We start from the raw sequence: 14,170 nt of genomic DNA, 5'->3' as shown, positions 1-14,170 counted from the left end.
TAAACCTTATATGTAAGGCTAAAGATATAGGAAACAGACCAAAATATTAAATCAATAAATGACAAACCATTTTGACAGCTATTTTTAATACGATGAATGAAAGTTATAACTTGTGCAAATAAAAAAGTTAAGAAAATTGTTAATTTTTTAATAAAATAACAAAATAATCACAACAATTTTAGTACAATAAAGTATAACTTATTTCCTCAGATTTTTGTAATATATAGGAATTTTGCTTAGAAAACCTTATTGACTCCTCCTGGAAGATTTAATATCACCATATATATTACAAAAACCTAAAGAAATATTAAGTTAATTGTTATTATTTAGGATTCTTGTATTTATATATTAAATAGTTTAAAGATTCACCACATCAATCTGATATTCTAGTGCCACTTCCTTGCCGCAAAAAGCCATAGCAATTTTGATAATTTTCTGAACATGAGAGTGTTCTTTTATTTTAGCCTCATATTTTTTTTTCACGATTTGATCTAACCCTTCTTTGGCAACAGATTCTAGAGTATCAGGAGATTTACATATTTTATATTCAATAATAATAGCATTGTCACTTTTACCTATCTTGGGTAGTAGCACAATATCCGCCCTACCGCTACCGGTTTCTCTTTCACTGTCTATTATGTAGTCGGAAGCTAAGGTATTAATCAAACCTAGCATAAAGCCACTATAAAATAGCTCGGCTTTTTTCTCGCCTGTTTGATAAAAACTAGTAGCATTGAGCAATAATTCTTGCAACCTTTCTTTAAACTGTTCTATTTTATCTGCCGGCAACAAAGTAGCAAAAGAATAATATCGAAAATGATCAATTTGTAACTGATCAGTTACCCATTGGAGCATTCTGGCATTATATATATATCGTACCTCTTTATTTGGTACCGACAATTCGTAAATATCTTCTTCTGGTTTTTTAGCAACAGGGTTTAAATAACCGCTAAATAACAACAAGCTAAATAATCCTACTGGCTTGTTGATATCAGCAAAACTAATTTGTTTGACAATCGGTGAGATAATAGCCTTTCCGGCAGCTAAGCTCTGTAAATCTTCCTGCATTCCATCTGACAATAATGCTTTATCAACAAGACCAGTTCCCCCACTATCAAGCCAATAATGGTCAAGCTTGCCTTTATGAGCTAAACATTGCATAATCGACCATGGATTATAGATGATTTCTCCGCCAAAATTATAACCATTATACCAAGCTTTAATTTGTTCAGGATTAGTTGCTGTTGGTACTTTGGTTAATAACTCATCAACTTCTGCTTGAGTAAAACCATAGAACTTAGAATATTTTTCATCAAGCAAGCTATATTCACTAACATTATTCAAATCCGAAAATAAATTAGCTTTAGCAACCCTTAATATGCCGGTTATTACCCCTTTTTCTAAATAAGGATTAGTTTTTAAACTACTGCCAAACATCCCGCGAAACATTTCAAGTACCTGTTCAAATTCTTCTGGCTTGTTACCAAACTTAATGTATGAACTATTGATCGGCGTGTCGTATTCATCGATTAATATGTAAACTTTTTGACCAAAATGTTTGTACAGTACTTCACTCAAAACCCGTAAACTATCTTTTAAGTCATTTCTCTCAAGTTTCCCATCAAAATATCTCCTTAGTTTTTCTTTTTGGGCATTATTTAATAGTCCTGTATCTTCTGTTACATGATGATTTAAGTAATGATGACTTGCAAATAATTCTATAATTTGATCCTTTATACCTAGTTCTATTTCTTGATAACTACTACCTTTTACATCTTTAAGATTGAGCAAAATCACCGGAAATTGACCTTGGTACTCAGATATTACATCTGGGTACTGAGCTATTTTCAACTTCTTAAGTAACTTTTTTCTACCTGTTGCTAGTCCTAAATCTACTTCACCCCCGATAAATAGCTTGTTATTTACTCTATCTTCTGTAGGGAAAGGAACACCATTTTGATCCACCTCTATCTCAAAAAATTTCTGGAGCATGTTCATATTCAAGCTCTTACCCCAACGTCTTGGTCTGGTGATTAGGATAACCTTACCATTGTCCTCTAGTAATTCTTGAATCATTAGACTTTTATCAACAAATACATCACTATTAACAACCAAGTCATAGAACTCATCCGTACCTACTAGCATTCTTGGCGGCTTATTTTTACCTTGAATGGTACTAATATCTTTAACTGTTGTATTAAGATCAGAAAGTTTAAAGGTCATATTATTATATTATATTTGAGAATTACTATAAATATTTGCTTTAAGAAAGTGTAGCATAAATAAGCTAACAGCACCAGCAATTATCTTTTTGACAAATATCTTAAGTATCTATTGTTGATGGGTTTTGTTTTGGATATAATTAAAGGAACAATAACGCGGCTTTTAAATTGTTATTGAATAATTGGGTGATTTAATTATGAGCGAAGAACTTCTGCAACGAGATTTAATCAAGAATCCTGAAAAAATAGGGACTTGGAATTTTTATAATATTGGTTCAACAACTATTAGTGCTTTAAAAAAATCTGATATAATAAGAAGTATAGATTATGGGAATGTATCAAACAAGAGAGTTGATGCCATTATCACCAAACAAAAAGAAGTTATTGCTATTGTGGAATTTAAATCACCTGAACATTTTAATACCAAGGATAAAAAAAATAATGCCATTCTGCAAGAAATTGAGGTTGCCAAAAAACTAAAAACAAAATTAATTATTGCAACTGATACCAAAGAGACGGTATGGTTTAATGTTGCTACTGGTAATACCGTGAAAACCGAAGAAGGTAATGATTTTAAATATCCTTTTGATTCTAAAGATATAAACTTACCAAAAGTTATCAATGAAATAATACAATCAATAAATGAGAAAAATGATAGAATTTTACCAAAAGAACTAGTCAATCCAACAGATTTAGCAAAACAAATATGGCAAGATGTTTGGAGTGTTAGCGGTGCAACCCCTGATAATTGCTTATACACATTTGTTGAATTATTTATATTCAAATATTTAAGTGATTTAAAAATATTGCAAGGTACTTATAATTTTTACACTTTACTTGGGATGTATGAAGAAGGCAATGAAACTAATACAGTTTTACAACATTATGCAAATATTATCAGACCACAAATAAAAGAGCTGTTTCCTGAAAATGCTCTAGACAAGACCACCATAATAAATGGTAGCATATTTATCAGCAAAGAACAAAAAGCTGTTGATGGTTACGGAATAGTCTTTAAAAAAGTTCTACAAAAATTTAAAAATTATGGAAAACTTGAACATATTGACCATGATTTTAAAAGTAAGTTATTCGAGAGTTTTTTAAAAGAAAGTATCAGTAAAAAGAATTGGGGGCAGTTCTTTACTCCGATTAAAGTTGTCCGTGCTATCAATGAAATGGCAGAAGGTGAGCTAAAAGAAGGAATGACTATTTGTGATCCAGCCTGTGGAGTGGGGAAATTTCCATTAGAATTTATAAAGAACGATCTTGATAAGCTCTTTAAAGTTGAAAACAATAAAATAATACAAAAAGTTAAAATAGTTGGTTTTGATAAGGGTTTTGATAAAGATGAGCAAAAAACCATCATTTTAGCAAAAGCCAATATGCTTATTTATTTTTGTGAACTGATAAAAGATAATATTGGATTAACTAAGGAATTTGCCAAAATATTTAATGAGAGTTTTATTTTAAAAACAAACTCGATACTTGGTACGCTTTCAGAAGCAGAAGAAGAGAAATATGACTTAATTTTAACAAACCCACCTTATGTAACAAGTGGTAGTAGTAATTTAAAAGAAGAGATAGCTAAAAATACTACGTTAAAAAATTATTATAAGATAAATGCCATGGGTATTGAGGGGCTTTTCATGGAATGGATTATAAAAGCTCTAAAAAAAGGTGGTAAGGCTTTTATAGTTATTCCTGATGGAATTTTTAATAGACAGAACGATAAAAATTTGAGGCAATATATTTTAGATAGTTGCTATATTGATGCAATTATTTCTTTGCCATTAAAGACATTTTTTACAACGACCAAAAAGACTTATATTTTAGCGATTACAAAAAAATTCGATATTTCTGATATTCAGACTGATCCAGTATTCACCTATTTAGTTAGTGAAATTGGTGAAAGCAGAGATGTAAATAGATTTGATATTGAGCAAGATGACTTAAAAGAAGCTGTTAATTTGTATAACGCTTTTAAGGGTAATAATACCAATTCCCGAATTTAATTTAGTAAATGATTCATGCAACAAATAGATTGAATTAGCAAGGTATTTAAATTTTTAATAGAGGAAGATACTACTATTTCTAATTGTTCAATTGTATTGTATACTTTATTCTTTATAGTCTCAGACTTTAAATGTTCCCATAATCGCTCCGCAGGATTTAATTCAGGAGAATATGGTGGCAAATAAAGAATTTCTATATTAGCAGGAACCACTAAGTCCTTAGCCTTATGCCATCCAGCACAATCCATAACAACAATGGCTTTTTGATCGCCTATATGTTTAGACATTTCCGCAAGAAACATGTTCAAAGACATAGTATTAACATTTGGCATCATTAAGCTAAAATCATCTCCTGTTATTGGGTTAACAGCACTGTAAACATAAAAATTCTGAAAACCTATTTTGATTTTAACTTGAGTTCTGATACCTTTGCGAAACCAACCATGACCTAATTTAGAATGAGTTCCAAAACGCGATTCATCAAAGAAATACAAAAAACTTCTTGGATTGCTTGTTATTTTTTCTTGAATTTTTTTTTAAACTGTTCATGAGTTTCTTTATTCTGTTTGTAATGCACTGCTCTTGGAGTAATGTACGCAAACTTAAGCTTGTGCAATGCCCTGTGTACAGCCGATTTACTTACATTAATTCCCAAATTTTCTTTAAGTTTTATGACGATACTTTTTATTGTTATGTTACAATCTTCTTGTATCCATTTGTTTATTGCTTCATAGCAGCTTTCCGTTAAATCGCTTTTCCTTCCCCTACCTTTTTTATATTCAAGATTTTTATCATCGCCTTGGGCAAAGCTTTTTATCCAGTTTCTTAGCGTATTAGTTGTGATATCAAATATTTTAGACACCATACCAATACCATGTTCTTTTGCAGCTACTATAGCTCTTAACCTAATAGCGATCCTATTCTCTTTGTTCGTACTTGCAAGTTGAGCTATAGCCTGTTTGTATAAATCTTCTGTTATTAATTTTTGATGAGTACCCATTACATTCCTAATTTTATCTATCTTTTACATTATAACCTATTTTTCTCATCTTTATACTAAATTAAATTTGGGAATTGGTATAAGAAGTATTTTGCAAATCTTAATCATGATAAGAGATGTAAGATAGTTTTGATAAATGAATTTGACAGTGGTAAAAATTGGTCTGTAGAAAGATGGTAGAGTAAAGAAGAAAAAATTGAGTTAGCTATTGGAGAAACAGACCAAATGGTTTCAATTAGTGAATTTAGCGATATAATTAGGGATTTAGGAATGATCTGTAATGAATTTAGTAAATCATTGCAAGATAGCGTTCTTTATAAATTTGATAATGAAATCGGACGTTGCCAAAGTATCAAAATAGAGGATATTTTTAATATAAAAAAGGGAATAGCAAAATACACTAAGACTTATATTAAAGAACATGAAGGTTCGTATCCTGTCTACTCAGCAAACACCAAACAAGATGGTGTTTTAGGTTATATAAATCATTTTGATCATGAGGTGGAATCTATCCAGATTACTACTAATGGATATGCTGGCACAGTTTTTTATAGGTCAAAACATAAATTTAGCATAAATGGGTTAAATTACAGAAACGGGGCAAAAGCGAACTAGTAGCATGAAATTTGCCCGAAATAACTTCTTTTTATAAAAATATCATATCATAAACCATAACAAGTCATCTGTACATTCCTTAAGAGATATTATACCTTAGCAGCAAATAAGGCTAAGAAATCTAATCGTATAATAAGCATTATACGTTGCAAACAACCTTAAGTCATCGTATAATAGCATTATTTGTAATAGGTTATCCTATCAAAATCTAATCGCATAATTATTTATGACTAAAATTACTCAAATTAAGCAATATATTGCTTATCAAAAATCGACAGATAAATCACCTGCAACATTGGTAAGTTATCATAGCGATCTGATTCAGTTTGCTGCTTGGTTTGAAAAGGCTAATAATACGGATATGGATTTGCTTCATATTACTCCAACTGATGTTCGTCAGTATAAACAATATTTGATTGATTCCAATTTTAGACCGCAAACGATAAATCGTCGATTATTGTCATTAAAATATTTTTTAGAATGGGGGTGGGATAGTAAAAAGATCAAATATCGTTTTCCATTACCACCGACTGTTAAGCAATCACAGCCGATACCCAAGTGGTTGAGTAGAATTGAGCAAAATCAGCTATTACGTTGTGTAGAGCGTTGCGGTAAAGTTAGGGATATTGCTATCGTGAGGGTTTTAATGAACACAGGATTGCGAGTTAGTGAATTATGTAATCTCAAATGGATACATGTTGTAATGAGTGATCGTAAGGGCAAGTTATTGGTAAATGCCGGAAAAGGTTCTAAATATCGTGAAGTCCCATTAAATAAAGATGCAAGGCAGTCTTTTTTTGATCTGGGATATAAAGATTATGCTGGTAATGATTCTTTCATATTTATTGGTCAACGTGGAACTTTGTCTCCTCGCGGCATTCAGCTTATGTTAAAAAGCTTGAATCTTCCAGGTGAACTTGCGATAATATCACCGCATCAACTCAGACACACTTTTTGTAAGAATTTGGTGGATGCAGGAGTTAATTTGGAAAAGGTTGCAGTACTTGCAGGACACGAACGATTAGATAGCACCAAGTTATATTGTCATCCATCTTTTACGGATCTTAGTGATGCTGTGGAACGAATAGGGGAATTTGACTGATGCGTTTGATAGAGATACTGCCGTCTTACGAGATTAGATTATTTGATAATCCACCAATATTATCAATAGACGATCAGAAATACTATTTCAAAGTAGATGAGACGGTAATGAGCTTGTTAAAAGGCATTAAGGAAAATCATAACAAAGTTGGCTTGTTATTGCAGTATGGATATTTTAAAGCTAGCGGTAAATTTTACACGCAAAGCCTATTTAAATCCGGTGATATTAAATTTGTTGAGAAAGTTATCGGTGTTAGTGTCACCAAAGATTTTAGTAAACGATACATCGATAGAACACGTCAAAAACACAGATTATTAATTCTTGAAACTTGTGGTTATATAGAATTTACCGGTGCTGAAACGTTATTTTCACAAAGGGTAGAAAATTTAGTTGCACAACAAATGCATCCACGCAAATTATTCTACTTGCTGATAGAAGAATTGCGTAACAAACGAATTGAAATACCAAGTTACGATAAGGTTACCAGAATTGTCACAGAAAAATTTGGTGTTTTTGAAAAATCAGTTTTGCAAGCAATAATAGATATAATCACACCAACACAGCGTGAAGCACTTGTTCAACTTGTTTGTACTACAGGAGAATATTATCAACGACCATTACTTACTCGACTCAAAAGCATTAATCAGTCATTAAGACCTGGGCAAATTAGACATGGGATACACAATTTTCTTATAATTAAGAAATTATTTCAGGAATTGCAGTCAGTGATAAAAAAACTAGATTTATCAGTAGATGCGACCAAATATTATGCTGGGTGGATAGTTAAAGCAAAAGTAACACAAATCACCGATATTGTAGAGCCAAATAAGAGGTATTTGTATCTTGTTGCATTTATTGACCATTATTACAAAATTTGGCAAGATACGCTTGTTGATATGTTACTAAGAAATGTGCAACAGCAGTTAAATAATGCCGACAGGAAACTAAACAATGTAGTAAAAGAAAAAATTCCCGATAAAAATAAATTGACCTACTCTGTTTTGTTAGGCTTTGATAATACCAAATCAACGGTTGATTTGGTAAGAAAAATACTACACGATAATGCTCTTACTAATGATCAAAAAGTCGAGAAACTATGTCAAGTTGTGCCTTTGGAGAATACTAATACAGACTTAAAACATGCTATATCAGATGCTAAGAAACTAGAGGACCAGCTTAATAATGAGAAGGCACAAAGTGATAAATTGGATATTTTGTCTACTCTTTCTAGAAAGTTACAAAATCGTGTTGCTGATATTATAAAACATCTGCAGTTTGAAGTTTGTAAGGATAATAATGTGCTTTATTCAGCCTTAATTTATTATCAGTCGGAGAAGAATATTACCACCGCTGCTCCTGATAAATTCCTAGAAGATCATGAGTATAAAGCAGTTTACAGAAATGGTGAATTTAATGTGTCGCTATATAAAGCTATTCTTTTTTGTAAGGTAGCCAACGCAATCAAGGCAGGTCAAATTAGTCTTTTGTACTCTTATCGCTATTTATCAATCGATGAATATTTAATTGATGAAAATTATTGGACAAAAAATAAACATACTATTATACCAAATCTTGATTTACCCGAGAATATTGATCGTTTACTAACAACACTTCGTGGCTCTTTAGATAAACAATATATCGATGTTAATCAACGAATTATCAATAAAGAAAATAAACATGTCTCTGTTAAAAAGGACGGAACATACTCTATACACACACCGGCTATCGACAAACTGGACTATGACTCCATTTCAACGATTATCGGTAAAGAAAAATATATACCCATTTTACAAATGATGGCTGAAATGAATGACTTGTCTAATTTTACCGCCAATTTTAAACACCATAAAATAAAGGGGGCAAAAGCAAAACCAAACAATGAAATATTTTTTGCCGGAATATTTGCTTTAGGTAGTAACATAGGCTTACATAAGCTTGCAAGCACTGCAATAGGAGTTAATTACAACACTTTGTCCAATGCCGTTAATTGGTATTTCTCATTGGAAAATTTATATATGGTAAACCAAACCTTAATAGACATAATGACAAAATTGTGGTTACCAAGCAAATTTAAACGTGAGAAAAGTCTATTACATACATCAAGCGACGGTCAAAAACAATGCGTATCAGTAGAATCATTGAATGCCAATTACTCATATAAATATCACGGTAATAGCAAAGGTGTTAATGTCTATCGATTTATTGATGAACGGGGAATCCTGTTTTACACCGATGTATTTAGCAGTTCTGAAAGAGATGCGGCTTATGTGATTGACGGTTTGCTGCACAATGAAATCATTAAGAGTGACCTACACTCGACAGATACTCACGGCTATACCGAGATGATTTTTGCCGTATCACATCTAATCAGTGTAACATTTGCACCTCGCATAAAAGATGTTACTTCACTAAATTTAGTAAGTTTTGATAAGATTAAATCTAAATTGGCTAATGACAATTATCCTGTTAGACCTGCATATTATGTCAAGGAAGATAAAATAATAAGAAACTGGGACGATATATTACGACTGGTTGCAACCATTATGCTTAGAAAACACCGAGCGTCAGTAATATTAAAAAGATTAAGTAACTATGCTAACCAACATCCTCTCCAAGAAGCACTAAAAGAATTTGGTAGAATTATTAAATCTATCTTTGTACTAAAATATATCGATGATATTACTTGGCGACAAACCATTGAGAAACAACTAAACAAAGGCGAGTTAGCTAACAAATTTGCTACTGCTGTTTCATTTGCAGGCGAAGAAATCACTGCAGCCTATCGAGAAGATCAGGAAATATCGGCTATGTGTAAAACTATTATTCAGAATATAATTATTTTATGGAATTATATAGCGCTTACAAAAATAATTATGCGATCAGATAGCACCACTAGACAAATCTTATTAGAGAATATTCCCAATGCTTCAATATTAAGCTGGAGACACGTCAACCTGCATGGAATTTACGATTTTAGCAATTTATTAGCAACAAATGATCAAGATTATTCTTTTAATGAGGTGGTTAATTTTAAAGCGGCATAATGCTTATTATACGATCAGATTTCTTAGCCTTATTTGCTGCTAAGGTATAATATCTCTTAGGGAATGCACAGATGACTTGTTATGGTTTATGATGCGATATTTTTATAGAAAGAAGATGTTTTGAGCAAAATTTATGCTTTCAGTTCGCTTTTGCCCCGTTTCTGTAATTTAACCCATAAATGGAGATGCAAGATTGTATATTCCAAAATGTGATAATCTTGATTGTTTATATCTATCGTTTGAATTACAAAAAGCATTAGATAAAAATAACTTTAATTGGGAATATAAGCCAACCATAGAAAGAACAAGAAATATTGAAGTCAAAATTCCAATTACTACGACAGGTGAATTTGATTTACCAAAACAACAGGAGATAGCAAAAAAATATCGTAAAATCGAAGAAATAAAGACTAATATAAAAAGAGAACTTGAAAAAATAGAAACTATAAAAGTTGATATTGGTTTATAATCTTAATCTCCGCCCTTATCAATTCGTTAAGGCTAGGAGACTGTCGGGGATAAGCCTCCACAACTGTTGAAAGTTAGAAAAGGAAAAGGTTTTAAAGGTCATCATGGCAGTTTAAAAGTTGCAAAAAATAACCGGTGTCATTGTGAGGAGACGTGAGTCGACGAAGAGATTTTTGGTTACTTTTGTGGATTACCTAGTCTACCTACGGTCTTACTCGCAATGATGTTGACCATATACCATAGTCAATTCAGGGGAATTTGGCACTAAGAACGATGGAGCGACGCCTATAAGTAATAGGCGAGCGACGAGTGACGACGTCACCAACTTTTCATCAATTGACTATACTTTTAAAGTGTCTTACCTAGAACCTAAATCCTCTTCTAACTTTCGACAGTTGCGGGGTAAAATTATTAGCACATTTGTCAGACAAAACTACTGTAAAAATGTCAGTTGACTATAACAGAAAAGCAATCTAAAACTGCTTAGACACTCTTATGCTTATCGTATTTGAATCTAATTCAATATCGGTCATATAGTCTGGCGTAAAATTGCTAGCAAATTCACTTAAGGTTTGTTCGAGAATGAATTTACTATGTTGCTGGACTATTAGCATAAAATCTGGCTTACCAATAATCTCTAGGAAAATTCTGTCATTTATAGCAAAATTGGCATCTTTTCTCGCTTGTTGAATAAAGCGTATTAAATCTCTCGCTATACCTTCTTCGTATAATTCCTGTGTTATTTCCAAATCTAGCAATATTAGCCCCTGATTATTAGCTAAAGATTTTGTACCTTTAGCATTTTTAGGTTGTAAGGCTAGAGAGAATTCATCATTATTCAGCTTCTCTCCGGCTATTATTAGATGCTCAGGAGTAAGTTGCCACTGATTCTTTTTAGAAGCTACTATGATATCTTTGACCTTATGAGGTAGACGCTTACCTAAATTAGGAAAGTTAATCGATAATTTATGATCGGCATAATTTTCTACATCATCTTTATAAATTACCTTTTTAACATTGATTTCATCTTTAATCAATTCTTCAAATTTTATTAATAGCTCATTATTGCTGCTAATGATTGTTAAGCTGCTCAATGGTTGTCTAGTCCGAATATTCTCACTACTTCTAATGAATAAAGCATTACTACAAATATCTAATATTTGATCCATGGTGCTAACCAAATCATCATCCACTTCTATCTTATCTAGTGTAGGAAAATCTGTCAAATGAACACTAGACTTCCCATAAAACTCTTTTGCAGGAAGTCTACTCTCACCTTTCGGTTCTATCCCGGTGAGTCCCAAATAAATCTCCTCAGAAATTAATGGCAATAAACTAGATTGAGCAGACGACATTATTTTAATACAACTATATAAGGTATTATAAGCATTTTTCTTATCTTGATCTTTCTCACTTTTCCAAAAACGATTTCTACTTCTTCTAATATACCAATTATTTAATACTTCAAAAAAATCGGCAATGTTACTATAGGCTATTTGACTGTCAAAATTATCTAACCCATGCTGAATTTTTTGTACTGATATTTTTAGTTTTGATAAAATATAACGATCTAGCACATTTTGAGAATTAAAGTCTAGTTCAGCTTTGATTTGGTCAGCATTAGCATACATAGTAAAGAAATGGTAGGCATTCCAAATAGGCTTAATAAATAAACGTAAGCTCTCAAAAACCATTTTTCCGTCTTTATCGATCAATAATTCCTGACCTTTAACTATGTTTGTAGAAAGCATAGTGACTCTTAGAGCATCAGAACCATATTTATCAAATAATTCTAATGGATCAGCATAATTATTAAGACGCTTTGATAATTTTTGTCCGGTACTATCTAATATAACTCCATGGCAAATACAATTTAAAAAAGGTGGTTGGTCAAATAAGGCAGTTGACAATACCATTAAAGTATAGAACCAACCACGTGTTTGTGCTGAATATTCCACTATAAAATCAGCAGGAAAATGCTTTTCAAACCAATCTTTATTTTCAAATGGATAATGTACTTGTCCATAAGGCATAGAGCCGCTTTCAAACCAACAATCAAATACATCTTCTATTCGACGCATCATTGACTTACCGGTTGGATCGTCTGGATTTTTTCTAGTTAGCTGATCAATAAAAGGTCGATGCAAATCAACGATTGTTACCCCAAAATCTTTCTCTAGCTCTTCTATTGAACCATACACATCAATTCTAGGATAAGCCGGATCATCCGACTTCCAGACTGGGAGAGGCGTCCCCCAAAATCTATTACGGCTAATTGACCAATCTCTAGAATTTTCTAACCATTTTCCAAATAGATTATCCCTAATATGCAAGGGTATCCAGTTAATTTGCTGATTTAATTCAACCATTCTGTCTTTAAATTCGGTAACTTTCACATACCAAGAAGGAACTGCTTTGTATATAAGAGGGGTATCAGTACGCCAGCAATGCGGATAATTATGAATATATTGCTCAGTTTTAAACCAATTTCCCTGATTTTTTAGTTTAATAATAATTTGATCATTAGCATCAAATATTTGCAAACCGACAAAATCATAAATTTCTTTGGTAAATTTCCCAGCATTATCTACAGGACAAACGAGTTCTATTCCTTGCGATTGACAAAGAATTTGATCTTCCTCACCAAAACCGGGAGCCATATGTACGATACCGGTACCGTCTCCTTCGACGACAAAATCTCCAGAAAGTACTTTGAAACTACCTGGATGATTGGAAAAATAATCGAATAATGGTTGGTAAGTAAGATTCATGTTTAATAAGCACTTACCTTCAATTATATCATAATTTGTGTCAGCACTAAGCCCTAATTCTTTGTAATATTTTTCTAAAGCAAATTTTGCCAAAATATAACAAACCTGACCATTTGGCACTAAAGCATATTCAATATTTGCTCCAATGGCTAATGCCAAATTAGCCGGCAAAGTCCATGGCGTCGTAGTCCATGCCAGCATTCTATACTCATTATACTGCACAGAACCTGGCAATTTCTCATTAAGTACAAAACTTACCGTAACCGCCTTATCAGTTCTCTCTCTATATGAGTTGTCTAGCCTAGTTTCAAAATTGGATAAAGGCGTTTCACATGCCCAAGAATAAGGCATTACCCTCATTGATTCATAAAGAAGCCCTTTATTATATAACTCTTTAAAAGCCCACAAAACAGATTCCATAAAGGCTTTATCCATAGTTTTATAGGAATTGTCAAAATCCACCCATCTTGCTTGCCTATTAACATATTTCTGCCACTGATCAGCATATTTCATCACCGATGATTGACAATGCTCGTTAAATTTATCAATACCAAAATTGATAATGGCAGTTCTACCAGAAATACCCAACTCCTTTTCTGCTTGCATCTCGGCAGGTAGTCCATGACAATCCCAACCAAAGCGTCGCTCAACTCTTTTGCCTCTACTGGTTTGATAACGTGCATAAACATCCTTGATGAACCCAGTTAGCAAATGTCCATAATGTGGGAGTCCATTGGCAAAAGGGGGACCATCATAAAATATAAATTCGTTATTCTTATCATTTTTTACTGATGGTCTAGCATCTATAGTTTTTTGAAAAATATTATGCTTTTGCCAATAAGCTAAAATCTTTCTCTCAATTGTTGGAAAATCAACATTAGATTGAATATCTGGGTAGTGTTTTTTAGTCATTATAGTCTCGATTACAGAAAGTAT

The 14,170-nt window shown here is 32.3% G+C and carries 9 protein-coding genes; 5 read left to right on the top strand and 4 right to left on the bottom strand.

The window, feature by feature from the left end:
- Nucleotides 1-357 precede the first annotated feature (357 nt).
- Nucleotides 358-2,223 carry an AAA family ATPase gene (locus ACFELW_RS01100; protein ID WP_375330172.1) on the bottom strand — a complete coding sequence of 622 codons (1,866 nt, stop codon included), beginning with the start codon at nt 2,221-2,223 and terminating at the stop codon, nt 358-360.
- Between the two features lie 196 nt (nt 2,224-2,419).
- Here ACFELW_RS01100 and ACFELW_RS01095 point away from each other — a divergent pair, with 196 nt between their 5' ends.
- On the top strand, nt 2,420-4,234 hold the full coding sequence (locus tag ACFELW_RS01095) for a class I SAM-dependent DNA methyltransferase (protein WP_375330171.1): 1,815 nt from the start codon (nt 2,420-2,422) through the stop codon (nt 4,232-4,234).
- On the opposite strand, the gene ACFELW_RS01090 is transcribed toward ACFELW_RS01095, so the two are convergent.
- Both ACFELW_RS01090 and ACFELW_RS01085 read right to left on the bottom strand, forming a co-directional pair.
- Nucleotides 4,231-4,728 (bottom strand): IS630 family transposase, encoded by a 498-nt coding sequence (locus ACFELW_RS01090; protein ID WP_375329725.1) that lies wholly within the window; start codon nt 4,726-4,728, stop codon nt 4,231-4,233. The two genes, ACFELW_RS01095 and ACFELW_RS01090, sit on opposite strands and share 4 nt — an antisense overlap.
- 20 nt (nt 4,729-4,748) lie before the next feature.
- A complete protein-coding gene (locus ACFELW_RS01085; protein WP_375329868.1) occupies nt 4,749-5,234 on the bottom strand; it encodes a helix-turn-helix domain-containing protein in 486 nt (161 codons plus the stop codon).
- A 225-nt stretch (nt 5,235-5,459) separates the two neighbouring features.
- Between ACFELW_RS01085 and ACFELW_RS01080 the strand changes: the two genes are divergently transcribed.
- From ACFELW_RS01080 to ACFELW_RS01065, 4 genes are all read left to right on the top strand, one after another.
- The gene (locus ACFELW_RS01080) at nt 5,460-5,849 is read left to right on the top strand and encodes a restriction endonuclease subunit S (protein WP_375330170.1); all 390 of its coding nucleotides are present in this window, start codon (nt 5,460-5,462) and stop codon (nt 5,847-5,849) included.
- 226 nt (nt 5,850-6,075) lie between these two features.
- On the top strand, nt 6,076-6,951 hold the full coding sequence (locus ACFELW_RS01075; protein ID WP_375329696.1) for a tyrosine-type recombinase/integrase: 876 nt from the start codon (nt 6,076-6,078) through the stop codon (nt 6,949-6,951).
- Nucleotides 6,951-9,995 (top strand): Tn3 family transposase, encoded by a 3,045-nt coding sequence (locus ACFELW_RS01070; RefSeq protein WP_375329695.1) that lies wholly within the window; start codon nt 6,951-6,953, stop codon nt 9,993-9,995. Before ACFELW_RS01075 ends, ACFELW_RS01070 begins: the two co-directional genes overlap by 1 nt.
- A gap of 193 nt (nt 9,996-10,188) precedes the next feature.
- Nucleotides 10,189-10,464, top strand: a complete 276-nt coding sequence (locus ACFELW_RS01065; protein WP_375330169.1) for a hypothetical protein — start codon at nt 10,189-10,191, stop codon at nt 10,462-10,464.
- A gap of 472 nt (nt 10,465-10,936) precedes the next feature.
- Here ACFELW_RS01065 and ileS read toward each other — a convergent pair whose 3' ends face one another.
- The gene (ileS, locus tag ACFELW_RS01055; RefSeq protein ID WP_375330168.1) at nt 10,937-14,146 is read right to left on the bottom strand and encodes an isoleucine--tRNA ligase; all 3,210 of its coding nucleotides are present in this window, start codon (nt 14,144-14,146) and stop codon (nt 10,937-10,939) included.
- Nucleotides 14,147-14,170 lie beyond the last annotated feature (24 nt).

The organism is Candidatus Tisiphia endosymbiont of Nemotelus uliginosus, from assembly GCF_964264755.1.
Taxonomy (GTDB): Bacteria; Pseudomonadota; Alphaproteobacteria; order Rickettsiales; family Rickettsiaceae; genus Tisiphia.
The sequence above is the reverse complement of the archived record's forward strand: the minus strand, read 5'-3'. Positions and strand labels throughout refer to the sequence as shown.

Excerpts from the sequence above, each read along its gene's own strand:
- ACFELW_RS01100 (WP_375330172.1), bottom strand. The coding sequence starts at position 2,223 with ATGACCTTTAAACTTTCTGATCTTAATACAACAGTTAAAGATATTAGT.
- ACFELW_RS01095 (WP_375330171.1), top strand. The coding sequence starts at position 2,420 with ATGAGCGAAGAACTTCTGCAACGAGATTTAATCAAGAATCCTGAAAAA.
- ACFELW_RS01085 (WP_375329868.1), bottom strand. The coding sequence starts at position 5,234 with ATGGGTACTCATCAAAAATTAATAACAGAAGATTTATACAAACAGGCT.
- ACFELW_RS01070 (WP_375329695.1), top strand. The coding sequence starts at position 6,951 with ATGCGTTTGATAGAGATACTGCCGTCTTACGAGATTAGATTATTTGAT.
- ACFELW_RS01080 (WP_375330170.1), top strand. The coding sequence starts at position 5,460 with ATGGTTTCAATTAGTGAATTTAGCGATATAATTAGGGATTTAGGAATG.
- ACFELW_RS01075 (WP_375329696.1), top strand. The coding sequence starts at position 6,076 with ATGACTAAAATTACTCAAATTAAGCAATATATTGCTTATCAAAAATCG.
- ileS (WP_375330168.1), bottom strand. The coding sequence starts at position 14,146 with ATGACTAAAAAACACTACCCAGATATTCAATCTAATGTTGATTTTCCA.